This is a genomic window from Desulfosporosinus sp. I2, assembly GCF_000960765.1.
In the GTDB taxonomy this organism is placed as follows: Bacteria; Bacillota; Desulfitobacteriia; order Desulfitobacteriales; family Desulfitobacteriaceae; genus Desulfosporosinus.
The window spans coordinates 1-25,246 of the sequence record NZ_JYNH01000015.1; the positions used below are offsets into that span (position 1 = coordinate 1).

Consider the following 25,246-nt stretch of genomic DNA (forward strand, 5'->3'; position numbering starts at 1 on the left):
TCGGTGTTCCCGACCTTGTGGTTGAGGTCTTGAGTCCATCAACAGCGTTAAAAGACAAACGGGTCAAATTAAAACGCTACCGGTTGTCAGGAGTCCGAGAATACTGGATAGTTGATCCATTTAATAAGATAGTGGAAGTATATAAATTTTCCGAGAATGTATTTACTGAACCAGAAGTGTACGGAAAAGACGAAACAGTAAAAGATGGGATATTTGAGGACTTAGAAATTGACTTGCGGAATATATTTAACTAGGTACATCCTAGAATAATTAAGACATCTGGTAGTCAGACAAAACGAAGTAAAAACCGTCAAAAGGCTGGAAGCATATTTTTGCTCCAGCCTTTTGGGTTAAACTACGGTAAACTAGCTACGGTAAACTACTTCATACCTTATTCTAAAATATATGGTTCCTAGCTAAAAAAGATGTATAATATATTATCTTGCCATTCGATCTAAAACTAATCCTTTCCATTACTTAAAAGATAATTTACCTCCAGACTTTATCTAATGCAAAAATAAAGTCAAGTTACGAATTAAACTCACAAATATCTATAACTTCAGAAGACATCTATAATGAACAAAAAGTCTTAAGTTTAATCAGAAAAGCAGATGAATTAGTAGTAATTCACCTGCTTTTTATAATGGTTATCATCCGTATGGATACATACTGTGCGTTAAAAGTGTGTTAAAAGGACCGTCCCCGTTATACACTCTCAGCCCTCGCTACATCTTTAATGATTTCCACGATTAATTCTGCTGTACGGTAAAGATCTCTTTCTGCGATGCTTTCTTCAGTTGTATGCGGCTTTTGCATACCTGTTCCCAGCACGACACACGGCACACCATATTGGTTATAATGATTGGCATCACTTCCCCCACCAGTTGCCCCAAACTTTGTTTTCAACCCGGCATTTTTGGAAGCTCTGCTAGCAATGAGGGAGACTGGAGAATCCTCAGCCAATGTGAATGGAGTATATAACCTAATAACTTCAATTTCTGCTACAGCACCCATTTCCTCCGCACAACTCTTAAACGCTTCACACATCTGATTAGTTTGATTTACCAATTTCCCTATATCTCGACTTCTTGATTCACACGTAATCTCAACTCTGTCAGCTACAATATTTGTAGCTCTACCTCCTTGAATTATGCCGATGTTTGCGGTTGTCTCCTCATCAATGCGACCTATCGGCATGATGGCAATTGCTCTAGATGCCGCAACAATCGCGTTGATTCCGTCTTCTGGTGACATACCCGCATGAGATGCTCGGCCTTTAATGACAACATTGAGACGATCTTGTCCAGGCGCAGCAAGAACGATTTCTCCAGGTCCGCCGGCACAGTCAAATACGAATCCAAAATCTGCTTTCAAAAATGTTCTATCCAAATTTTTAGCGCCGTTAAGACCACCTTCTTCGGCCACACTAAAAATCACCTGAATGTCGCCATGCGGAATACGATTCTCTTGGATAGTTCTGATCGCTTCTAAGATGGGAGCTATTCCAGATTTATCATCTGCTCCCAAAATCGTCGAGCCAGCAGAAATGACCATCCCTTCAACTAATACCGGCTCGATATTAAGACAAGGATCTACCGTGTCCATGTGTGCTGACAGTAACACTCTGGGAGCCTGCGGAAGATCCCCTTTCAAGTAGGCAAGAACATTGCCACAATTGCCGCCGATTAATTCACCTACATTATCCTCTGTTACAGTTAATCCCAAGCTTTCAAGACGTTCTTTGAGTATATCTGCAATCTGGCGTTCTTTTTTAGTTGGTGAATCAATTCTGATTAGCTCAAAAAACTCAGCCAATAACCTTTTTTGATTGATCATTTAAGCACACCCTTTAAGTTCAGTCTCTCGAACGACAACAGAATTAGCAATGCATTATGTATGCCACCGCACAGTTCCAGCATCCCCTTGATAACGAGGAATGACATGAACATGCAAATGAAAAATTGTCTGTCCGGAAGTACTACCAGTATTAGCCCCTACATTGTAACCGTCAGGATGATATGTTTTGTCCAACTCTTCCTTAACTCTCTTGAGGAGATCTCCTATACTGGCCATTTCCTCAGAAGTTGCCTCGAAAATATTTGAGATGTGTCTCTTAGTTACAATTAAGACATGTCCTTTGCTGACAGGAAACTTATCAAAAAAAGCCAAGGACAGCTCATTTTCTAAAAAAATCTTGATCCCTGGCAAAGTGCAAAAAATGCATTCACTCATCATGTTTCCTCCCCCATTTTTTTACTGTACCCTTAAGGATTAACATAACACATTTCAAGCAATAATTCTTCTACTTTTTATTACGTCCATACACAACCCACCCAAACAGCATCGAGGCCACAATAATAAAGGCCGGATGAATATTGGCTAAGTAAAGTAAGGCCACGGTTGCAACCGCAATCCCCCATGAACTGCCTGTAGGAAACGATTTTTTTCCCATATCATACGCTGTTTCCGCGACAAGCACAACCACTACAGGGCGAACTGCCTGGAGCATTGCTTTGAGTTCCGGGGAATTAGAGTACTTCGCAATAAGACTACCTAATAATACAACAACGATCACCGTTGGAGCGACTGTTCCAACGATGGCAATGAATGCTCCCAGCCACCCCGCAATTTTATAGCCTATATAGGCAGCCATTTTAGTGGCAATAGGTCCAGGTAAGGCATTGCAGATGGCTAAGGAATCAGCAAACTCTTCATTATCCATCCACTGATATCGATCCACCGCTTCTGCTTTAACAAGTGGAATCAGTGCAGGCCCTCCCCCAAATCCTAGGTTTGAGGCCCGGGTAAAGGCTATAAATAAGTTCCAAAGCTTTTTAAACATGAAGACCGCCCCCTCATAACACCTGTTTTAAATAAGTCACTAACTATCGAAATACTAACAGTCCAAAAGCCATAGATATGACGATAATTAGCGCCGGATGCAACTTCAACCAATATAAAGAAGCCACCGTTGCCAGGGCAATACCCCAGGTTGTTAGGTTCGGGAAAGATCCCCTTCCCATGTCGAATGCAGTCTGAGCAATTAAGACGACAACCACCGGTCGTACTCCCTTAAGCATACCTTTTAAGACTGGGGAATTCGAATACTTCATTAAAAAACCAGCTAATAAAATAACCGCGAGAACAGTAGGAAGAATAACCCCAATATTCGCTACCAAAGCTCCTAACCATCCGGCTTCTTGATATCCAACATACCCCGCTAATTTTGTCGCAATTGGGCCAGGTAAAGCATTTCCGACGGCAAGTGCATCCGTGAATTCAGCGTTAGTTAACCAATGATACCTCTCCACGACTTCAATTTTAATGAGAGGAATAACTGCCGGTCCACCGCCAAAGCCCAGGTTACTAGCCCTAGCAAAAGCAACTAACAGATCCCATAGTTGTGTAAACATCTTAGATTCGTCTCCCTCCTTATATAGTTGATAATGAATCAACAACTGCCTTAAATAGCTTGTGCTATTTGAAAGAATAATAAAGATTAAATTATTAAATCTAATTAATTAATAATTTTTAGGTATACGGTATACCAAATATATTTTTGAAATTCTCTAAATTACCTATCTCAGCCAATATATTTAGTTTTCTTTGCTTAGTATAAAACCTAGAACTTCATAATTCAATACATTTGGTATACCATATTGTAATTTTTGTATACCAAATTTATTTTTTGCAATTAATTAAATTACTAACACTCATTAAAAAAAATCAAAAGAGAACTTCAAAGTACTATCTCTCCCAATAAGCCATTTCTAAAAATGCTTTGCTCGAATTTTCAGTATGAATTTTCGCGGCTGCCTCTGCCCCAGAGCTGTCATGCGCGCGCAAGGCCTCAATGAGTGACTTATGTTCCACCCATACTTCTTCAGATCTGCCAGGTTTAGAATAAGCCACTTGAGTGAACTTAGTTATATACTCGAGCAATGTATTGAGAAGATCGTATAATCGTGGGCTTTCAGCAGCTCTATAAATGATTTCATGAAACTTATCGTTCAATTGATTAGATTTCTTAAAGTTTCCTTTGCCATGTTCTTCAGACAGCAGCTTCGCAAGCTTTTCCAAACGTTCTAAATCACGGGGTCTAATTTTAGTAGCTGCTATGCTGCAAATTAGCGCTTCTAAAGATGTCCGTATGACCAAAATCTCAACAATATCTCCCTTTGTGAATCCAGATACCACTACCCCTTTGCGAGGAATATGAGTTACTAACCTTTCCAATTCGAGCTTATGAATTGCCTCACGTACTGGAGTCCTGCTGATCCCCAATTGTTCCGCAATATTACGTTCCACTAGCCTCTGTCCTGGCTCTAACTTTTTGTCCAGAATAGCATTTCTCAGAATAGAAAACACTGAATCTCGGATATGACCCTTGTCATCGAACTTAATGGGTGAAAAATGGTGTGCCACTTCAATGCCCCCTTTAGAATTTTGACAAATATCTATTTTTTAAAGCAATTATAATTCCTTCTATAGTCGAAATGCAAGTGATATATGGTATACCATATTCCAAAAACCAAAGTCTATCTAAACATACGGGGTACTGCGAAAGCTTTTCGCTAGTTCAAACTTCTAAGGTAATAGCCATAACCAAATGATCCCCTCGATCATATAATGAATTCAGGTATTATATTGTTTCGAGGAGGCCAGAACATGTTTAGTTATTGCAAACCTTTATTTTATCCGGTTCAGGTTCAACTTCGTGACCCGGTATTTGGCCAAGTATTATTAGAACATTATGGTGGAAAGGACAGTGAATATTCCGCAGCGTCTCAATACCTAAATCACCGTTCAAACATGCGCAACCGTTATCTTCGCGATCTATTGGGCCTGATTGCTGCAGAAGAAATGGGTCACATGGAAATGATCGCCGTCGCTATCAACAAGTTAGGTGGGCCACCCCTATGTTATGTTAATTCTCAAGGCATCCCCTGGAATATCAGTTATGTCGATCAAAGTTTAGACCCTATCGCAATGCTACAAGCTGACGTGGAAGCAGAGGTTCGGGCCCGAATATTATACAATAAGCATTTTACGATGACCAATGACCCGGGTCTTAAAAAAATGATCAGTTTCTTAGGTAGCAGGGAAGATGTTCATAAACACCTTTTCCAAAAGGCTCAGATGATGATTCAACAAGGAGCAGCTCCTGAACAATTTAATGAATTACTCTCCGAATATAAAATGAGTCTACAAACGTTTGAGTAATAGCTAATGAATCAAATACACAAAAATAAAGACAAACTGTATCTAGTCATGATACAGTTTGCTTTTTTTCTCAGCCATATTAACACAATATCTTTCTTGCCCATTGAGAGAAAAACTTTTAAATTACAAAATCTTTAATTATTTACTTCCTAAATGTTCTACAAGTGATAAATCGAGTTCCTGTTCTCTCACTAATTTTCGTTTAATTTGGGATTGAACTGCCACTTCAAAAATTAGTGGATAGATCTTCTTTACCAATTCTGAGGGAAGTTCTAATTCATTGCTAAGTTTAATAAGGCGCTGTATAACTTCTCTTTCCCGCGGGCTATCTTTCACACGATCCAGTCGTTTTTGATCCGCTATTTTATTGACGATTTGCATCCGCGCCGCTAGTTGTTCGATAATCGTTTGATCAATGTCGTCAATTTGATCTCGCAAAGATTCAAGAGTCTCCTCATTCTTATGCACACCATGGACAAAGATTCGATTTACTGATCTAGCAACGACACCCAGTTCCCCTGCAAGTTGAATAAACTGTTCAGGGTGCAAAGACTGGGGCCCATCGCTAACTGCTTCGGCAGGATTAGGATGCATCTCAATTAATAAACCATCCGCACCAGATGCAATGGCAGCCTTAGACAAGGATGCAATCAGGTCTCTTCTACCCGCAGCATGACTTGGATCGACAATCACTGGTAAATGTGAAAGCTCTTTGGCGACCCCGACGGCACTGATATCTAAGGTATTTCGAGTACTGGGTTCATACGTGCGAATTCCTCGTTCACAAAGGATAACATTAGGGTTGCCAGCGGACATAATATATTCAGCCGCTAACAGCCATTCTTCAATCGTAGCAGATAAACCTCGTTTAAGGATTATCGGTTTTTTAATTTTTCCTGCCATTTTAAGAAGCTCAAAGTTTTGCATATTCCGCGCACCAATTTGAATAATGTCAATCTGATCAACTACCAACTCGAGACTTGGAGCATCAATCACCTCAGTAACACAAAGCAAATCCTGTTCTTTAGCTGCTTGCACCAAATAATTAAGCCCCTCCCGTCCTAACCCTTGGAAACTATAGGGGGAAGTACGAGGTTTGAAAACCCCACCACGTAGAATCTTGCCTCCCGCTTTTTTTACAGTCTCAGCTGATTGACTCATTTGGATGCTTGATTCGACAGCACAGGGTCCACCGATTAAAATAATTTCTTTACCTCCAATAGTTACTCCTTTAACTTCAATCGCACTGCGTTCCGCCTTCAGTCCTGCTAATTTCAAATCTTTCATAGTAATTTCCTCCCAAATTTTAATCAAAAAAATCCACGGATCATCCCTCCACAGGGACGAAAGCCGTGGACTTCCGCGTTACCACCCATTTTGGCCAAAATTGGCCCTCTCAACAAAAGGTACAGACTATCAAACTCGTATTTGTCGAATGTAGTTAGTTCTAACAAAATAAAAAACTTCTCATCCCATGTAGGGACGAGAAGTTATATCTCGTGTTACCACCCAACTTAGCCAAAATGGCCACTCAACAAAGGTACGGGAATAATACCGATACCCCCTTCCTGTTAACGGTGAAGAACCGTCCTAGCCTACTTGTTTTTAACGTTAAGCCGGAAGCTCGGGAGGGAACTTCACCTATCATCACACATAGAAGAGTTTTCAGTCGAGACTCTTCCTCCCTGAAAGGTAATAAATAGACTACTTTTCTCCGTCGTCGCCTTTAATAATTTAGTTATTTGTATTATAACACCAGATAAAATTTTGTCAACCAGTATTATAGGAAAAAACAGAGCCCGAAATTTCCGGGCTCTGTTGGATGACTTATTCACGTTCTACTTAGGATTTAGACTAAGCCAATAAGGCTGTAGCGATTGTAACCAATGCCAACGGCAGTATTTTTACTTGTCAATCAGTCTGAATTTGCCATGAACTTCATCTCAAAACATAGTATAACCTATTTATTAAGTTTTATACTTTTTCCTAAAAATTATTTTCCTTAGTCAATCCAACGGTCTAACTTAACTCATGAACAAACAATCCACTTCTAAGTTTAGGTTCAAACCAAGTCGATTTTGGGGGCATCAATTGACCTGCATCAGATACTTCAAACAACTCGTTTATCGAAGTCGGGAACATCGAAAAAGCAACCTTCATATCACTATTGGTCCTTTTTTTCAAGTTCTTTAAGCCCTCTTATTCCGCCGACAAAGTCTATTCTTTTGTCGGTCCTTATATCCTTAATATTGAGAATTGGAGTTAGTAAATGATTTTGAAGTAATGCGACATCAAGTCCATTAACAGGATCGTTTGAACGGGTCTCATCTTTTGCCGTTAACTTATACCATACTCCTTCTAAATACATCCCAAATGTAGCCTTTTTTATAGGTTTATATGCTTCTAACCCCATCGCTTCAACTGTAAAAACTTTAGCTACTTCATTTAAAAAGCCTTCATCACTATTGCCATTTAAATCTTTCACCACTCGGTTATAGTCCAGGATCATCAACTGATCATGCGGGAAAAGCACCGATAGGAAAAAGTTAAATTCTTCGTCTCCAGTATACCCCGGATTTTCTTTTCTTCTTTTTAAGCCAACTTTTACCGCTGAAGCAGTTCTATGGTGTCCATCTGCAATATAGATACTCTGTATTGTTTTAAATTCTGTATAGATAGTTTGTATATTGCTTTCACTATCTATTTTCCACACCATATGTTTGACTCCATCCTGAGCGACAAAATCATATACTGGAGATTCCTTCTTGATCACATCTACCACTTGATTAATTTTTTCCTGAGAACGATACGCCAAAAATATCGGCCCAGTTTGAGCGTTACAACTATCTACATGGTTTATTCTATCAAGTTCCTTGTCTTCTCTCGTTTTCTCATGCCTTTTAATGACATTATTGAGGTAATCGTCAATCGCTGCACATCCCACTATACCGGTCTGAGAACGGCCATTCATCGTTAGTTCATAAACATAGTAACAGTTCCGACCTTCCTTTATTAGGATGCCATCCATTATCATTTCCTGCAAGCTATCTCGTGCTTTCTCATAGACCTTTTCATCATATGGGTTAATGTCCTTATTAAATTGAGTCTCTGCCCGATCAATTTTCAAGAAAGATAAAGGTTCTTTTAAAACTTCTTCTAAAGCCTCTTGACGATTATAAACATCATAGGGAAGTGCAGCCACTTTACTGACAACATCTTCTCTAGGTCTTAGCGAATTAAACGGTCTAATAATAGCCAATGCTCTTCCTCCACCTATTTAATGATTCTAACTTTTAATACTCCGTCGATTGCTCTAAGCTTCATTGCTAATTCAGGGGTTGATGGGGACTCGAAATCAAGTACAGTGTATGCATACTTTCCTTTGCTTTTATTAATCATGTCGGGAATATTAATGTTTTCTTTGGCGAAGGTTGATGTAAATTGACTTAACATGTTCGGTATATTCCTATGATTAATGGCGATCCGTCCAGTATGTGTACAAATCCCCATATCACAGTTAGGAAAATTAACCGAATTCTTGATATTCCCATTTTCAAGGTAGTCCATTAATTGCTGAACTGCCATAACCGCGCAGTTATCCTCTGATTCACTCGTCGAAGCTCCTAAATGAGGAATGGTAATAACTCCGTCGACGCCGCACACCTTGGGATTTGGGAAATCTGTGACATATCGACCGACTTTTCCAGATTTCAGGGCTTCAATCATATCCTCATCAATCACCAAAGAATCTCTAGAAAAGTTTAGTATTTTAACTCCATCCTTCATGATCGCAAAGGTCTCTTTGTTGAACATTCCCTTAGTTGAATCAGTTAAAGGTACATGGACTGTAATAAAATCACATTCTCGATAAATCTCTTCTAAAGACTTAGTGGGTTTAATAAATTTGGAAAGCCTCCAGGCGGCATCCACTGAAATAAATGGGTCATATCCGTAGACTTCCATCTCAAGTTTATTCAGGGCGTTAGCAACTAAAACTCCAATTTCTCCAAGTCCTATGACTCCTAGTTTTTTCCCTTTAATTTCTGTTCCAGCAAACTTTGATTTATTTTTCTCCACCAGTTTTGCAACCTCTGGATCCTGTTGACAAGAATTTACCCAGTTAACTCCTCCGAAAATGTCACGCGAGGCAATAATTAAGGAAGCAATGACAATCTCTTTAACTCCATTCGCATTAGCACCTGGGGTATTAAAGACGACAACACCACTTTCAGCACATTTGTCCAAAGGAATATTGTTAACACCCGCTCCCGCTCTAGCTATAGCCTCTAACGAATGGGGTAACTCTAATTCATGAACATTAGAACTTCTAACGAGTACTGCATTTGCATCCTCTAAACGATCCACCATTTGATAATGATCAGTTAATAGGTCCAACCCCACATTAGCAATCGGATTTAAACAATTAATTTTAAACATTAAAACTTCCACCCCTTATTTATTCTCTTCTTCAAATTTTTTCATCAGTTTAACTAAAGCCTTTACCCCTTGAATTGGCATGGCATTGTAGATACTTGCTCTCATACCACCCACCGTTCTATGTCCCTTTAAGTTTTCAAATCCAGCAGCCTTTGCTTCTTTAATAAATTTAGCATCCAGCTCATCGGAGCCCGTTACAAAGGGGACATTCATTAAAGAACGGTCCTTCTTGACAACGGTACCTCGAAATAATCTACTGGAATCAAGGTAATCATATAAAATTGTAGCTTTTTCTATGTTGACTTTTTTCATCGCCTCGAGCCCACCCAGCTTTTGAACCCACTTAAATACCTTACCGCAAATATAAATCCCATAGGCTGGAGGGGTATTATACAGAGATTTATTATCGGCATGAATCTTATATTTCAACATCGTTGGAGTCCCAGGTAAGACATCCTCTCTAATTAAATCTTCACGAATGATCACCACAACGACTCCCGCAGGACCAATATTTTTTTGAACACCTGCAAAAATTAGGCCGTACTTTGTGACATCAACAGGTTCAGAAAGAATATCTGAGGACATATCAGCGACTAAAATTTTGTCCCCGGTTTCTGGTAATTCATGATATTTAGTTCCATAGATGGTATTGTTATGGCATATATAGACATAATCAGCATCATCCGAAATCTTAAGGTCCTTTAGATCCGGAATATATGAAAACGTCTTATCTTCAGAGGAAGCAATGACATTGATCTTGCCATATATTTTCCCTTCAGAGATCGCTTTTTTTGCCCATTGCCCCGTGTTAATGTGATCGGCCACTCTATTTTTCATTAAGTTCATGGGAATCATGGCAAACTGTTGAGATGCTCCGCCTTGAAGGAATAGAACCTTGTAATTATCAGGAATTTTCATTAAATCCCTTAATGTGTTTTCTGCATCCACTATAATTTGTTCAAAAGCCTTCGAACGATGACTCATCTCCATTACGGACATGCCCGTACCGTTGTAGTCTAACATCTCCTCTGCTGCTTCTTTAAGCACTTCTTCCGGTAATACTGCAGGACCTGCCGCAAAATTATAAACTCTTGTCATAAAAAATCCTCCTTCTTCTATTTAAAAACGTACCTTAACATACTATTAATGCGTCCTTAAATTTGAGCTCAATACCACTAATTTGTAACTCCCAAAATACTCCTCCCTTTTAAAATTATTAATAAAATGTTTAAAATTGGGTAATTAGAGAAAAAACAAAACCCACCCCAGCATTGGGGCGGGAATTCCGCGGTGCCACCCAAGTTCTAGTCGATTAAGGTACATGAAAACAGACGCTTAAAATTATAAAAACCCCTCGTCCCAATAAGGGACGAGAGGTTATTCCCGCGTTGCCACCCATGTTGCCTAAATCGGCCAACTTATGTCCGCTTTATCGGGCGGAACCCGTCACAATTCATCATTGGCCACTCCAGGATGGAATCCTTAAGCTCTGTAGACTGACTTGCACCAACCGTCAGTTCTCTTAACTCTATGAGCTAGGGACTTCCCTTCATCGTGTTAAGTATTATTTTTTGGATTATATAGATATTAATTGATTCGTGCCTGCATGTCAAGTCTTTATTTTCGATTTTCACGCTAAAAATCCTAGAAGATATTGGTTCATCCAGCCCCTGAGTAAAAAACGATGCTTGTTTATAACCTAGGGTCAACGGGTTCAGCCTCTAAGGCCAAGGTGGCCAAAACACATTCATGAACTCTTGAGATTGGTTCCTTGTCAACAAAACGTTTGACCCCTTCTATCCCTAAAGCAAACTCCATTAAAGCATGACGTTGCTTGCGGCTGACATTGCGCTGTTTTAAGCGGGCTAAATTCTCAGGTTGTAAGTAATCAATGCCATAAATGATATGAAGATAGTTTCTCCCCCTGGCCTTAATTGCAGGTTGGATCAAACGTCTTTATCATTCCGAGCAATATAAGTGTCCGGCTTAACTACAAATCTGGACTGTTTTTTTACTAGTTCAATCGGATCATGAGTAACAAACAAGATCACTTCCACTTCTGTTTCCGTGAAAATCGTATAAGCTAGACGAACAAGATACCCTTTCTCGGCCCGGTCATAAAGATTTTGGGGATTCTTGGCTAGGAGAAACGATAAGGCCTTAGCCCCTTCCCCCGCTGCCTTAATTACTAACTGCACGGAAAAAACTCCTTATCAACTCATACTTTCCTTTAGTTATGCCCCAAAGGGTTGAGAGACATGAACTTATGATGTAGCCAATGTTCTACTAACGATCTGCTTCCTGTTAACGTTCTTCCTGACTTAACCATAGATCTTAATGCCATCATCCAAGTTTTGAGCGAAGAGTAAATGACTAAACCCTTCTTTTTCGAGTTAAGTTAAGTGAGGGTTTTTATATTCCAGCTGAACTTGAAAGAGGGGATTGAATTGGCACAATGCGAAAAGTGTAACGTTAATGTTTCGAAAGAGGATTTGTATGAAGACCATGGTTTACAAATCTGTGAGGATTGTAAGATGAAGAATGCTGTGTCTCCCCCTGAATCCTGCGCAAACATGAAAAACATGATAAAGTAAAGTGGAATCTGTAGTTTGAAGAAAATTCATTAATAATTGGTGCCCCACTTAACTGAGGCACCAATTATCTCTAACTATTTCTGGAAATTATTATGATCATATGACCAATTAGAAGGAGATCAGAAACTTATGTCGAATTTTTTAAAATTAACAGAATATTATTTTTATTTGTTTTAAATATTGTTATTTATCAATTGTAATAACGCTAATCTAATATGTAGGATCTCGCTTGATAATTAAAATTCAAAGGAGTTGTATAATCATCGATTATGAATTTAGAAATTATTCGGAAATTGTAGTCCATCAAGCACTACAAGAATATCTCCGTAATAACACAATATCCTGCTCTTGTAAACGCTGTATCGCTGATATAATGGCACTAACCTTAAACCGTTTACCAGCACGTTATTTTGTTTCCTTACGAGGCGAACTTATTATGAAATCGGAATCACATGTCCTTTCAGACCAAGTGCATGTAATGGCGGAAGTTGTTCGTGCTGTCCAACAAGTCAGCGCTAGACCTTTACACACGCTTGACTAAACCACCCTAGCGATGTATTAACCAAAATGTTTTTTGATTCACAAAAAGTGAAACGCCGGTCAAGGTTAACAGTTACCTTGATTGGCGTTTTTCACATTATGGAACATTGTTTATGCAAAACTTATTTGGTTAAATCTTCAACAATAGCACTAAATGCTACTGGGAGAGGGAAATTGCTTAAGTCCTGAAGCGAAACCCAGCAACTATTATCGACGGACTGAAAGACTTCCCTTGGATCGAACAGATATTTCCCGTCCAGTTCTCTTAGCAACGAAACTCCCGTCGACTTTGTTCCAATCGATTCAGGCAATTCCGGTAAGTCGAGCGGATCAGTAAGTTTGATCGAATCGGGCAGACTAGGTAGATCAATTATTGTCCAGATAATTCTCCACCGTCTATGACTAAAGGTGTACCATACCGGGCCTTGCAATGGTAATCCCTGCGCAAATCGATCTTTCACTCGTCCGTCAAACGACCGTACAGCTATCGCCTTTTTATAATAATCAAAGATCTGACTTAAATTAAAGATAGGGATACCCTCTTCCATGACCTTGTCTTCAGACAATTCGACGCCGGGAAACTCCCACAAGTCAGCGAGCAGCCCACTGGAAGGACGTTTTTGTAGGTAAATTTGATCCCCTATACGTAAGACAAAGGTCAAGCGGGTCAGCACCTGCCGCTGAGCTTTGGGCTTTTTTACGGGATAGCGCAGGACTTCACCCTGCAAACACCCCACACAGAGTTGAGCCAGCGGGCAGTTGCTACAGTCTGGTTTTGTCGTTATGCAAATCATAGCTCCTAATTCCATTAATGCTTGGTTAAAGTCGCCTGGCTGATCATCGGATTGCCAAACTGCCAAATGGTCACTAAAGTGGCGAAAGCTACGAACTGTCTCAACTGGTTCAGACCAAGCTAACAATCGAGATACCACTCGTAGGACATTGCCATCGATTGCCGCCACACTCTGACCAAACGCAATACTGGCTATTGCTCCGGCAGTATATTTTCCGATCCCTGGCACTCGAAGAAGTGAATCATAATCCTCAGGCATCTTCCCTCCGCAGAAATCGCAAATATATCGGGCCCCTTCCCACATTCTTCGAGCTCTAGAATAGTACCCCAGCCCACTCCAGATTGTCAGGACGTCTTCGAGATTAGCTTTTGAGAGTTGTTCTACATTGGGAAAACGTTGCAAAAATCGTTCATAATAGGGTATGACCGTTTTCACCTGAGTTTGCTGTAGCATGACTTCGGATACCCAAATAGCATAGGGGTCACTCGTCTTCCTCCAAGGCAAATCTCTTTTTTCTACTGTATACCAAGTTAGTAATCGTACAGACAGACTCTGATCTTGGGCTATATCTATTAAGCTATCGTAGGATGCATCCATCTTGTGTCATCTCCTATAGTTGCCATAAAGTCTTAGGCCGTCCTTTGTTATATTAATTGTGCATGCATTATTTCAGATAACGGAAATCAAAACATGTAACCTGTCCCCTTGGTTCACACATGTTGTTTCACTAAACAAGGAACCTGTCCCCTTGTTTCATGCAAACAAGGAACCTGTCCCCTTGTTTCACACTAAACAAGGAACCTGTCCCCTTGTTTCATGCCCTTGTTTCATGTCCCCTTGGTTTACTTATTTCTTATTGATTAGTATCAATCCTACAATGCAAAATACTGCCCCTATAATCTGGTTAATCGCAAATCCCTCTTTGTAAAACAGAATTCCTATGGGGATAAGCATAATCGCGAGAATAATATTGGCCACTAAGGAACCGACACCTAAATTCCATCCCACCCTATACGCAAACAGATATCCTAGTTCAAGTCCGACAATTGCTCCACCTAGGGCAAAACTAGTCCAATTCAACTCATAAAAGGATTGAAAAAAGCCCTTATCCGTTTTATAAAATGGAAACGCAACTAGAGTTAAAATTGCTGCAGTCAAGTAAGTAATCAGCAACGCCGAAAAGGGGTTAACACTCTGAGGTGTCGATTTCTGGCAAACATTATAGACGATATTTGACAAAACAATAAGAGCAATCGGGAACATATACAGAACCATAAATTCAACCTCAACAATCATTTGGTATTTGGTGCAAGATGTCAATTAAACATCCGTCCAGAATCTCTTCATTGCCGTACGGATACTATCCGGATTTGTGACAAGGCCAACTTCTTTCCATTCTTCTGGAAAGAGCCTCTTATATGACGATTGAGAAAAACGCTCATCGATCAGCAGAACCACCCCTCGGTCTCTTTCAGTACGAATAACCCTCCCTACAGCTTGTAAGACCTTATTGAAACCTGGATACATATACGCAAATTCGAAGCCTTGCCTACTTGCGGATTCATAATATGAGCGAATAATTTCTCGTTCTGAGCCTATCTGTGGTAGTCCAACTCCCACAATCACTGCTCCGGAAAGTTGATCTCCGATCAGATCAATGCCTTCGCCATAAATCCCACCCATCAGCGCAAAACCGACCAAGGTCTGCTCGGGATTTGAAGCAAAGTTTGCTAAAAATTCTTCCCGGGCTTCTTCTGCCATACCTGGAGTTTGGCAGATCACTTGAACGTGTTGGTTTTGTTCACTAAACCTGAGATAAATCTCATTCAGATAAGCATAAGAGGGGAAATAGACCAGATAGTTTCCCTCTTTATAAGAAATGGCAGCATTAATGGCTTCAGCAACAAGATCATACGACTGAACACGCTGTTTATACTTGGTAGAGATATGGTCCTGAATAAGCAGACAAAGGTTTTCAGAGGGAAAGGGCGACGTTAGCTTTAACTTATATGAGGTTTCCTCGCCACCCAAAATGTTCATATAATAGTCCATCGGGCTCAAAGTAGCCGAAAAAAGCACCGTCGCCCGCCCTCTCCCCAAGGCTTCTTTTAATCGAACCGAAGGGTCAAGGCAAAACAGTTTTACCCGAAAATCATCTCGAATTGGCTGATGATAACTAACATAATGACTATCATAACTTTCAGAGGTCCGAATAAAACTTAAGGCTTGAAAATAGTGTTCGACAAATAGTTCCTGCCAGGAAAAAGGTCGTTCATTAATTTTCAGAACACGTTCAGCCTCTTTGACAAACTGTCTCAACGCTTGGAGCAACTTGGTAGGAAGCTCCTTTTCCACACGTTCTCCGTTACCCCCGGTTTCAGAGCACAGCTTTTTCTCTTTGACTAAGGCGGAATTAACTTTACTTAAGCTTTTCGTTAACCTCGGATCGTCCTCTTTCGTGAGCCTCTTAAGTTTTAACCAAGATTCCTTGTTAACTTCTGCTGAAAACATTTCCCTTGCCCGATCTACTAGGTTATGAGCCTCATCGACTAAAAATGTGTACTCTCCTCCTTCGAGGAAAAACCTTCTTAAGTACACCCGAGGGTCAAAAACGTAATTATAATCACAAATCACGACATCCGCCCAATTTGCCATTTCCAAAGAGAATTCAAAGGGGCAAATTGAGTGTTTGCGTGCATATTCTTCAATTACATGACGCGTCCAAGCATCCTCCTTAAACACATCTTCCACCGCTGTTCGTATGCGATCGTAAAATCCCTGTGCATAAGGGCATTCCTCAGGGAGACATGTCGACTCGGGGAGAAAACAAAGTTTACGTTTCGCTGTCAAAGTCAAAAACTTGATTGATAACCCTTGCCTATGCAAATCGGATAGGGCTCTTTCGGCAACCGTTCGGGTAATGGTTTTTGCTGTAAGATAAAAGATCTGAGTCGTTAACCCTTCGGCCATAGCCTTAAGCGCAGGAAATAAGGTTCCCATCGTCTTGCCGATACCAGTAGGAGCTTGGGCAAATAATTTTTGTTTATGTTTGACTGTTTGGTATACTGCAACCGCCAATTCCCGTTGTCCCGGTCGGTACGACCCGAAGGGGAATTGCATCTCGCGAATACTAGAGTCTCTCGCCTCTGACCATTCTTTTAAATGATATGCCCATGCCAGATAGCGCTCGACTAAGTGAAAGAAAAACTGCGAAAGCTCTGTCTTTGAAAAGCTATTCCTGAATTTCTTAGTTTTGGCGGTATCAAGTTGAAAGTAGGTTAGCTGAATATCCACTGTTTCTAAGCCCTCTTGAACGGCATACATAAAGCCATAGCACTGAGCTTGTGCCCAATGTAAATCGTTAAATGTTTCATCGATAAGATCTAAATCCAGCGAGGTTGTTTTTATCTCATCGATGCAGATCCCAAAATCGTTCTTAATAACGCCATCTGCACGCCCCTTGATTTCGAGAGAAAGATTTGCTCTTTCATCACCCTTGAGTTGTGAGTCCAACTTGGAATACACATAACTTAGCGTTACTTCCGGGACATACTCTGCTCCACTTATTTTTTGAACATACTGATGGGCCTTGGTCCCTTCTTGAGCTCGTGAAGCCCCGATCGAACCCGGCTGTAAATCTCCGTGCATAAGCACAAACTCAACGAGATTTCGGACCGATACTTTGAAACAAGGAGTTGGTTCTGATGCCTCTGCGCCATCTTTTTTCATTTTTTCACCTATTTATCTTTCACAGAGCGAAAAAAATCGCTCCATCAATATGCTCCTTGACATCTTTTTTATTGGGTAAAGTGAATTTGATAAGGACGAAGCCTTTTGCCTTATTAGCTCAACATATTATAACACATCGAAAGGGCAACCTTTGTAATCGAACCGGAGTTTCGTCTCCGCTTATATGAGTTTTTCACAACAAAAAAACTCTCCTTTTCTAAAAATGACTTTATCGATCACTTCGTATCCCTGTTGATTATAAAAACCTACTGCTCTAGGATTCTTAACAAAAACATCTAATCTAATTGCCTCATATCGTCTATTTTTCGCTAGTTCCTCAACATATCTTACTAAACGTTTGGCAATCCCTTTTCCTTCATGGTGTGGATGAACCATTAATCTGTGAATGACCGCAACATTTTCTCCCTCATATCCCCATCGGATTTCTTTGTATTCCGGATCTTGATAATCATTTAAGACAATACAAGCTATTACTTCCTCTAAATTATTATCCACTACAAGGTATAACGATTTATCTCTTATATCCTCCAAGAAGTCTTTTTTATTTGGATAAACTTCATCCCATTGATCTATTAAGTTTTTCGTCATGTTTTCTGAACAATATTTACATAAACTCAGAACTTCTTCTAGGTGTCTTTCAGAAGCTTGAATAATATCCAACTCTACTCACCTCCAAATCGGAAAATCACAAAATGTTGCACAAATAGCTGAAAGTTCATTTCTCCATTTTCATCCTAATTCCTCCTTGACGGTCGATTTCAATGTTTTGTTCTGAATCACAAGCAAGGTTACGTTACAGTTCCTTAATGAGACAAGTTGAGACTTACTTTTTTTGCAAATTTTCTACAATTTTGGGTAACATAATCTATGATCTTGTCTTAGTTCTAGGGAAGGATGGGTTAATTTGAGTTTTAGACTCCCATTTTTAGACCGTGCCCGCGGTTTGATTATGATTTTTATGGCTCTAGACCATGCCTTATTTTTTTGGAGTGTTGGACGAATTAATAATGAAGGATTACCACGTCTAGTTAATGGTATCGTTTCCTATAATCCAATTGTGAGCTCAAATAACTTAGCTTTAATAGTCATGCTTTCAGCAAATATCTGTGCGCCAGGATTTCTTTTTATTGCCGGGTATGTATTAGCTGGTTCTATTAAAAAGCGTCAAGCAAATGGACAATCCAGCTCGAATATTGACCGTCTGTTATGGCGAAGAGCGCTAACTTTGATAGCTTTTCAACTGTTTATAGTTTCCCCAGCATTTTATCTACCTACAATAGTACAAGCCCAAACACTTACCATCGTTACTTTAGGAACCTTTTTATCATTGAGCGTTTTATCAACGATTGCTTTTGGTTTCCTTATTTTTACACTTGGGCGTCATATATCTCCTTGGACTCTAGCGGGGATATCTGGGTTCTTTTATCTTTTCAGTCAACTGTCTCTACCCTTTTTTACAACGATTTTCCCTGAAAATCAAACTTTATTACAGGTTTTTGAAACTATTTTTATTTTACCTATTCCCTTCTCTGCAGAACGTTTTGTGAATAATAACTTCCCCTTGATTCCTTGGTTTTTACCTATGAGCCTTGGCTGGCTCTATGGAACTACCTATGCTAAGCAACGTGGCGTTGCTTACGAGGCAAAACGATTTGCGATGACTGGGATTTGTAGCTTGACGCTTTTTTTAATTCTACGTTTATTGAAAACAGGGGATTACCTTCCCTCAAATGGGACCTTTCATGGCTTTATGGGCCTTTCTAAATACCCCCCTAGTCTAGACTACATGCTTTTAAATCTAGGGCTTCTATTCATCATGTTTTTCTTGTTAGACAAACTGCCAAAGTTCTCAAAAATAGGGCGGATTCTGGAGAACTTTGGCCAAACTCCCCTTCTCTTTTATAACGCACATCTCTGGCTTTATGCAGCAATACCAGCATTACTTCAGAACTTTAATGCCTATTCTCTGACGCAAGGATTTGGAATTTGGCTCATAGGTTTATTTATTTTATATCCACTGTGTTGTTTTTATTTGGCAAAACAATCCTCCGCCAGAATCCTTAAACGTAAAGTGGGATTTACTCAGGGAGCTAAGCCCGTTTGTATAAAGAAAACTTGGCTGGCGCCCGAAGACACTGTCTTCGCACGTGTTAGCTTAGCGGAGCGAAGACACTGTTCTTCGCACGTTTTAACCTTCTTGCAGCCTTGGCGAAGGCGGCCGCCTTAGTTGCCCTTATGCGCTGGCCATGACGATAAGCGGATGAGCTTATCGCCACACTGCAACTCACTACGCATACTCCAGCAGTGTGGATTGGCCGAGTGTCCCTGTAGCCAAGACTCGAACAAGGATGTTCGAGATTAGAGCGCCGCCATGGATGGCAAGGCGCCGTGATGGCGAGAAGGGACCTTCCAGAAAGTATATAACGAAGTTATACTTTCTGACTAGTAAAATAAAACTGAAAGCTCTTTTGTACCCTTATGGGAAGGACTGAAACAATGATCACGAAACATTCCTTTCAAATCTGTTCATTAATCATAGGATTCTGTTTTATTATTGTTCCAAACCATTCTACTCATTACCCCTGGATCTTATTAGCCTTCTCCTTTTGGGGCGTGCGACATGATCGTTTACAGAATTCCGGGAAGCACTTCTTAGAGGTTGGGGTTCCCCTGGTTCTTTTTCCCATCCTGATGTGGAAATACTTCCCACCAATCTGGAATGAAGTCGTTTATTGGCAGCTAGGAACAAAAACACACCTTTTAGATTTAAATAATTTTTTTAAAGCAATCCCTTATAATGATGGAGGGATCTTTCGGACCATTCAGACTCCTTGGTTAACAGGCTATTTCCGTTGGATCTATGCTAATGGGTTTGCACTCCCCGTACTCATTCCTGTTTTTCGTTCTTTTCTAGCCAAAGACTCTTTGAAAATGTTTCGTTACTGTTTATCGGCTCATGTATTACAATTTATATTAATCTTTCCCTTCTATTTATCGATTACCGTAAAAGAAGTCTGGTATGTTCTGAGCGATCCCGACGGTATGGCTCGCCATCTTACACCAAATGACGCCGCAGTTACAGTAGTCAATTGCTTTCCTTCAATGCATACTTCTGTGGCATTCGCTATGCTCTTACTTGCTTGGAGAGAAAAAGATAGACTTTTCCGCGGGGTTTGGACAGTTTTCTGCCTTTCAATTATTTATTCCACGCTTTATCTTGAAATTCACTGGATAACCGATGTAATTGCAGGCATTCTTCTGGCAATAACAGCTGTCAGACTTGGAGATTGGGTTATATCCTCCTTCTCTTTATTCAAGGAAAAAAATCGTGGACAATCTAGCCCTACCTATTCACTTAAGTGTGAGTCGAAGACAAAATCCGAGTCTCAGGCTTAGGTTTAAATCAGATCTTAATCTTAATGTACAGGCAAATACAGATACAGATACAAAAGTAACTACAAATCAAGTTCCAGGCTCAAGTCATAGCCCTAACTTAAATCCAAACTTAAATCCAAATTAAACTATATGTTTCTCATTATAGAAGACGTGGAAACAAGATCAGCTCTGTTTCCACGTCTTCTATAATTCATTATCGGTTTCAATTCTTTATTATCGGTTCCAATTCTTCATGACTTCTATCAACAATCTCCTAAGATTCAGGTGGGGTTTTTACCCCCTCTAAATCTTAGATCATGTTATCCAGGAGCTTAGCGCCACTTATCACGCGAAGGACGGTCATAGAGCGCCTAGTAGTTAAAAAATTGCCATAGCACTGAGGCCACTAATAATCCCTATTAAGATAACTGAACCTGTTACAAAGAAGAGGATTCGTGTACTAAATGTCCTCTTAACAATCAATAGTGAAGGTAGGCTTATGGCTGGTAATGTCATCATTAGTGCTACCGCTGGACCTACACCAAGTCCGAATGCCATCAAGGTTTGAACAATTGGGATCTCAGCTGCGGTAGGAATAATAAACAAGGTACCTGTAACTGCTAAGAAAATAATCACTAGTAAACTATTAGCCCATTCTGGACTTATAACCGGAAATAGCCAAGCTCTTACCGCGCCAAGTATAAATACCGTCGCGATATAGGCAGGAATTGTATCTAAAATCAGTGGCCACAACGCTTTCATCCATCGAACAAAAAAGTTCTCTTTAATCGGAGTTAGTGACATCGATGGTATTACTTCTTCATGCAAGTTTAGGTCTTGATCGTTCGTCAAATAATTGGCGAAATAGGCAATACCAAAGACTAAAATAAGACCGGCTATGACTCGAAGTAAAGCAAATTTCCAAGATAGAACAAATCCCATAAAGATAATCGTAGCAGGATTAAGGACTGGGTTACCCAACCAGTAAGCTAAGGAAGAGCCCACAGATGCCGAACTTTTACGTAAACCAACCGCTACTGGTGCCGCACAGCAAGTACACATCATTGACGGAATAGAGGCCATCCCCCCAATCAAAGTACTACCGAAAGACGTACTCCCTAGTGCTTTTCTGATCCATTCTCGTGGCAATAGAACTTGAACTAAGGATCCCATTAGCAGCCCAAGGATCACCGCTTTCCAGACTGAGGTGAAATAAGTAGTAGTATAACTCAGAGCAGTTTGCCAAGAGGGACCTGGCGCAGAAGCAATCTTTCCGGATAGAATAGATGACCCGATCGAATGGCTACCTGCTGCTAGAAAGGCCTTATAGTAATATGGTGCCCACTTAACATACCATATCCCACTGATAGCAATCGCCATGAATATTAGGATGGGAATTACAGAGTTCATCTCTATTTTTCTCAATTAATTCTCCTCTTTCTGCTTTGACCTTGCCGTATTCACTAGTCTGTGTGTGAAAACGATAATATAGGTATTAGGTTATGTATTTAATAACCTGTTGTTTATGCAATAAGGTGATTATAGTGATTATAAGCCCGTCCGTCAAGACCAAAATTAACCAAGTCACTGAAACCCTTTCAGCTAAACCTGAACACTTGTAAGGAACATCTACTATTACCGAAGGCGCATGCTTCTCATAGAGTGCTAACCCCCTGAGATTACTAATGTCGAAGGGCTAACTCCAAAAAAACATTGCCGCCCATAGGATGTCTACTTTACTTGAGGGTTTCGAAGAACGAACACTGATTGAAGCTTATGGAAGTGGGGTCTAGAGATTGGATAAAGATGTATGAAAAGTAGATAATCCTCACATCCTTAGGATGACAGAAAATTTGGGTTGAAGGGAGTCTCACTATGAGCGAACTAATTGACAATAAACAACGAAGAGAAACCTTAAAGCAGATTATTCTTGATATCCACCAAAATAAGAGTCCGCGAGAACTTAAAGAAAGATTCCGAGAGCTTTTATCTGATGTGGGTGCCACGGAAATTGCTGTTCTTGAACAAGAGTTAATTCAAGAAGGATTGCCTGCTGAAGAAATTAAGAGCCTTTGTGATGTCCACGTTTCCGTGTTTCAAGATAGTCTCGACAAACAACCTAAATCACAAGAACTTGGGGGCCACCCCGTTCATACGTTTCGCAAAGAAAATAAGGCCATTACCCAGCTTGTTCAGGCAATTCGCCCTATTCTGGAGCAGATTTTGCACAAAAACAACGAGCTTAACTTGGAAGCTAAGCTCGAAGACTGGCACTCTTTACATAAACAATTACTAGAGATCGAGAAACATTATAGTCGTAAGGAGAACATTCTCTTTGCTTATTTAGAAAAACATGGGGTGAGCGGCCCTCCTAAAGTCATGTGGGCTATTCAAGATGACATACGCGCTCAGCTCAAACAAATCTCTCAAGGACTTTCCAACAATAAAGTTGAAACAGACGACCTAACTAAACTCATCCAAACCACAGCCCTCCCAGCCCTACAAGCGATTGAAGATCTAATATACAAAGAGGAAAACATCATGTTTCCTATGAGTATGGAAACTTTAACCGATGGGGAATGGGCTGCTGTGGCTGAGCAGAGTGGCGAAATTGGCTATACTTTGGTGGAACCTGAGCATGGTTGGATTCCTTCTGCTCCACCCAAGCCATCAGTCGATCCAGGAGCGTTTCAAACAAATCCCGTAGGAGGAAAAAACGGACTCCAAGCACTTCTTCCTTTTGAGACTGGTGCCTTAACCCTTGAGCAGATCAGTCTTATCTTTAACCATCTCCCCATCGATATTACATTTGTTGACGAAAAAGATCTTGTCCGTTACTTTTCCTACGGCAAAGAACGCATATTCCAACGGAGTAAGGCCATTATCGGACGCAATGTTAAAGACTGTCATCCACCAGATAGTGTTCATATTGTCACCAAAATAGTGGATGACTTTAAAAGAGGAATACGAGACTCAGCCGAATTCTGGATCCACATGAACGAACAGTATGTCTATATTCAATATTTCGCAGTACGTGATGATGATGGAACTTATCGTGGCACAATCGAAGTGACCCAAGATGTACAAAAAATTCAGACCCTTCAAGGGGAAAAACGCATTTACTCAGAGGAATAATAAATTGAATATCTCTCATGTTTTAGTACGAACTGGATTAGCCCCCTTTACTAAACTTTGTAAAGAGGGCTAATCCTATCAATCTACTCAAGTAAAGTCTATACCCTTAGGAGCTTTTGCTTGCTCTATTTTGCTTGCCAAATGTTTACCCACCCGTTTCTGTGGCAGAAAATCGTACATTCTTAACGCAGCAGTCACAACAAAGAGCACTAGCCCGAACGGTAAGAGCGCCACTGCATACTCCACCAAAGTTGGCGCGTAGTCCCAAGTATTGACAAAAACAGGCATGCCTTCGCTAAATTGCCCAAGGGCAATCGGATAAGCCCAACTTTCTATCCCCGCTCCTGGAATAGCTAAGGTGAGCGGGATGGCATTAAAGGCAGGGAACATCAGCATCATACGGTGAACGAAAACTCCTATGAAGAGGAGGATACTTCCGATCATCAGAGTCTTGAAACTGCCTTTTCCCCGCTTAGTAAAGAAGAAAATCATGGTAAAGGCAGGCAGCAGAAGTTCTGTCGCATAGAGAAGCCCATAGCGACCAAAAACAAGGGACAGGATTTCATTGGCTTCTGGTTTCCCCCACCACCCATGGACGAGCAGGTCAACCGTGACGAAGAAAAAGTGTACTACCAAAGCTCCAGCCACGATAAGGGCCATCGTTTGAAAGGCTTCCTCATACTGATAAAATTTTTCTTTTCCTACAGTAAGAAGAGAAATTACCATGACTAAAGCAGTTCCAGAGGCAACCGCCACAGAAACAAAATCTGGAGGCATCACTGCAGTATTCCACCACCCTCGTGATCCCTGTGTGGCAAAGATCAAAGCCGTCACCGTGTGAATCAATATAGCTACCGGTAATCCAATGAGAGCGACACGTTTTGACCACTTTTTCGAGAGAACTTCAATCTCTTCTTGGGAGCGTTTTTTGGTCCAGTTATTGAAAAAACCACGCCCTTCTTTTCTCCAATCCGGTAAAAGTTGAACATAAACACTTAAAAACGTAATAATAAGGTACGCTGTAATGACAATGACATCCCAAACGAGTGGTGAGGTAAAATTTGGATGAACAAAGATCTTCCATACCCGCTCAACCCGGCCCATATCTGGGAAAATCATGGCCCCTGCACCTAAAATACTGGCGAACGCCGAGAGAGAGGCGATACGGGTAAAAGGCTTTAGTTTCTCAATATTGAAGAGATAGACTGAAGAGGAAACAATCAATCCTCCTGCAGCAACCCCAACAAAAAATGCAAAGGTCGCGATGTATAGTCCCCAGCTAAAGGAATTGCGCATATTAGTCACAATTAAACCCTTGTGCAGTTGGTATCCCCAGGCACCTAAACTGATCAGGATTAAAACAATTGCTAAGCCCATCAGGATATTACTTCTTTTCAC

At 40.5% G+C, this 25,246-nt stretch carries 22 protein-coding genes, 1 pseudogene and 1 other annotated feature; of the genes and pseudogenes, 6 read left to right on the forward strand and 17 right to left on the reverse strand.

Annotated elements, in window-relative coordinates:
* Nucleotides 1–254, forward strand: a 254-nt coding sequence (locus UF75_RS06050) for a Uma2 family endonuclease (protein ID WP_045573710.1), incomplete at its 5' end; no start/stop codon positions are given.
* A 451-nt stretch (nt 255–705) separates the two neighbouring features.
* On the opposite strand, the gene UF75_RS06055 is transcribed toward UF75_RS06050, so the two are convergent.
* The 5 genes from UF75_RS06055 to UF75_RS06075 all read right to left on the reverse strand — a co-directional run bounded on the left by UF75_RS06055 (nt 706) and on the right by UF75_RS06075 (nt 4,425).
* On the reverse strand, nt 706–1,836 hold the full coding sequence (locus UF75_RS06055) for a M20/M25/M40 family metallo-hydrolase (protein ID WP_045573711.1): 1,131 nt from the start codon (nt 1,834–1,836) through the stop codon (nt 706–708).
* A 54-nt stretch (nt 1,837–1,890) separates the two neighbouring features.
* Nucleotides 1,891–2,235 carry an HIT family protein gene (locus UF75_RS06060; protein WP_348983031.1) on the reverse strand — a complete coding sequence of 115 codons (345 nt, stop codon included), beginning with the start codon at nt 2,233–2,235 and terminating at the stop codon, nt 1,891–1,893.
* 67 nt (nt 2,236–2,302) lie between these two features.
* Nucleotides 2,303–2,842, reverse strand: coding sequence for a chromate transporter (locus tag UF75_RS06065; RefSeq protein ID WP_045573713.1), 540 nt, complete (start codon nt 2,840–2,842; stop codon nt 2,303–2,305).
* A 43-nt stretch (nt 2,843–2,885) separates the two neighbouring features.
* On the reverse strand, nt 2,886–3,413 hold the full coding sequence (locus UF75_RS06070) for a chromate transporter (protein ID WP_045573714.1): 528 nt from the start codon (nt 3,411–3,413) through the stop codon (nt 2,886–2,888).
* Between the two features lie 334 nt (nt 3,414–3,747).
* On the reverse strand, nt 3,748–4,425 hold the full coding sequence (locus tag UF75_RS06075; RefSeq protein ID WP_045573715.1) for a GntR family transcriptional regulator: 678 nt from the start codon (nt 4,423–4,425) through the stop codon (nt 3,748–3,750).
* A 243-nt stretch (nt 4,426–4,668) separates the two neighbouring features.
* Here UF75_RS06075 and UF75_RS06080 point away from each other — a divergent pair, with 243 nt between their 5' ends.
* Nucleotides 4,669–5,223, forward strand: a complete 555-nt coding sequence (locus UF75_RS06080; RefSeq protein ID WP_045573716.1) for a manganese catalase family protein — start codon at nt 4,669–4,671, stop codon at nt 5,221–5,223.
* Between the two features lie 138 nt (nt 5,224–5,361).
* On the opposite strand, the gene UF75_RS06085 is transcribed toward UF75_RS06080, so the two are convergent.
* The 6 genes and pseudogenes from UF75_RS06085 to UF75_RS06110 all read right to left on the reverse strand — a co-directional run bounded on the left by UF75_RS06085 (nt 5,362) and on the right by UF75_RS06110 (nt 11,858).
* Nucleotides 5,362–6,510: a bifunctional 3-deoxy-7-phosphoheptulonate synthase/chorismate mutase gene (locus UF75_RS06085; RefSeq protein ID WP_045573717.1), complete on the reverse strand. Its 1,149-nt coding sequence runs from the start codon at nt 6,508–6,510 to the stop codon at nt 5,362–5,364.
* Nucleotides 6,511–6,698: 188 nt separating this feature from the next.
* Nucleotides 6,699–6,953 (reverse strand) — a binding site (T-box leader).
* A 289-nt stretch (nt 6,954–7,242) separates the two neighbouring features.
* Nucleotides 7,243–8,482, reverse strand: a pseudogene (locus tag UF75_RS06090) (DUF1015 family protein).
* 14 nt (nt 8,483–8,496) lie between these two features.
* A complete protein-coding gene (locus UF75_RS06095) occupies nt 8,497–9,660 on the reverse strand; it encodes a phosphoglycerate dehydrogenase (RefSeq protein ID WP_045573718.1) in 1,164 nt (387 codons plus the stop codon).
* Nucleotides 9,661–9,675: 15 nt separating this feature from the next.
* Nucleotides 9,676–10,758, reverse strand: a complete 1,083-nt coding sequence (gene serC / locus UF75_RS06100) for a 3-phosphoserine/phosphohydroxythreonine transaminase (RefSeq protein ID WP_045573719.1) — start codon at nt 10,756–10,758, stop codon at nt 9,676–9,678.
* A 594-nt stretch (nt 10,759–11,352) separates the two neighbouring features.
* Nucleotides 11,353–11,610, reverse strand: coding sequence for a hypothetical protein (locus tag UF75_RS06105; protein WP_045573720.1), 258 nt, complete (start codon nt 11,608–11,610; stop codon nt 11,353–11,355).
* Nucleotides 11,607–11,858 (reverse strand): hypothetical protein, encoded by a 252-nt coding sequence (locus UF75_RS06110; RefSeq protein WP_045573721.1) that lies wholly within the window; start codon nt 11,856–11,858, stop codon nt 11,607–11,609. Before UF75_RS06110 ends, UF75_RS06105 begins: the two co-directional genes overlap by 4 nt.
* Before the next feature lie 625 nt (nt 11,859–12,483).
* Here UF75_RS06110 and UF75_RS26860 point away from each other — a divergent pair.
* Nucleotides 12,484–12,795: a late competence development ComFB family protein gene (locus UF75_RS26860; protein WP_242860137.1), complete on the forward strand. Its 312-nt coding sequence runs from the start codon at nt 12,484–12,486 to the stop codon at nt 12,793–12,795.
* Nucleotides 12,796–12,916: 121 nt separating this feature from the next.
* Here UF75_RS26860 and mutY read toward each other — a convergent pair whose 3' ends face one another.
* The 4 genes from mutY to UF75_RS06130 all read right to left on the reverse strand — a co-directional run bounded on the left by mutY (nt 12,917) and on the right by UF75_RS06130 (nt 17,998).
* Entirely contained in the window at nt 12,917–14,185 is a 1,269-nt protein-coding gene (mutY, locus tag UF75_RS06115; protein WP_045573722.1) for an A/G-specific adenine glycosylase, read from the reverse strand.
* A gap of 249 nt (nt 14,186–14,434) precedes the next feature.
* Nucleotides 14,435–14,863: an EamA family transporter gene (locus UF75_RS06120; protein ID WP_045573751.1), complete on the reverse strand. Its 429-nt coding sequence runs from the start codon at nt 14,861–14,863 to the stop codon at nt 14,435–14,437.
* A 45-nt stretch (nt 14,864–14,908) separates the two neighbouring features.
* Complete coding sequence (locus UF75_RS06125; protein WP_045573723.1) at nt 14,909–17,317, reverse strand: ATP-dependent DNA helicase; 2,409 nt, start codon at nt 17,315–17,317, stop codon at nt 14,909–14,911.
* A 180-nt stretch (nt 17,318–17,497) separates the two neighbouring features.
* Nucleotides 17,498–17,998 (reverse strand): GNAT family N-acetyltransferase, encoded by a 501-nt coding sequence (locus UF75_RS06130; protein WP_045573724.1) that lies wholly within the window; start codon nt 17,996–17,998, stop codon nt 17,498–17,500.
* 244 nt (nt 17,999–18,242) lie between these two features.
* Between UF75_RS06130 and UF75_RS06135 the strand changes: the two genes are divergently transcribed.
* Both UF75_RS06135 and UF75_RS06140 read left to right on the forward strand, forming a co-directional pair.
* Complete coding sequence (locus tag UF75_RS06135) at nt 18,243–19,565, forward strand: heparan-alpha-glucosaminide N-acetyltransferase domain-containing protein (protein WP_052693040.1); 1,323 nt, start codon at nt 18,243–18,245, stop codon at nt 19,563–19,565.
* Between the two features lie 464 nt (nt 19,566–20,029).
* Entirely contained in the window at nt 20,030–20,734 is a 705-nt protein-coding gene (locus UF75_RS06140; protein WP_242860138.1) for a phosphatase PAP2 family protein, read from the forward strand.
* A gap of 357 nt (nt 20,735–21,091) precedes the next feature.
* Here UF75_RS06140 and UF75_RS06145 read toward each other — a convergent pair whose 3' ends face one another.
* Nucleotides 21,092–22,138 carry a permease gene (locus tag UF75_RS06145; RefSeq protein WP_242860139.1) on the reverse strand — a complete coding sequence of 349 codons (1,047 nt, stop codon included), beginning with the start codon at nt 22,136–22,138 and terminating at the stop codon, nt 21,092–21,094.
* 450 nt (nt 22,139–22,588) lie between these two features.
* Here UF75_RS06145 and UF75_RS06150 point away from each other — a divergent pair, with 450 nt between their 5' ends.
* Nucleotides 22,589–23,848 carry a DUF438 domain-containing protein gene (locus UF75_RS06150; protein WP_045573726.1) on the forward strand — a complete coding sequence of 420 codons (1,260 nt, stop codon included), beginning with the start codon at nt 22,589–22,591 and terminating at the stop codon, nt 23,846–23,848.
* Nucleotides 23,849–23,935: 87 nt separating this feature from the next.
* Here the strand turns inward: UF75_RS06150 and nrfD are convergent, their stop codons facing one another.
* A complete protein-coding gene (gene nrfD, locus UF75_RS06155) occupies nt 23,936–25,246 on the reverse strand; it encodes an NrfD/PsrC family molybdoenzyme membrane anchor subunit (protein ID WP_156146260.1) in 1,311 nt (436 codons plus the stop codon).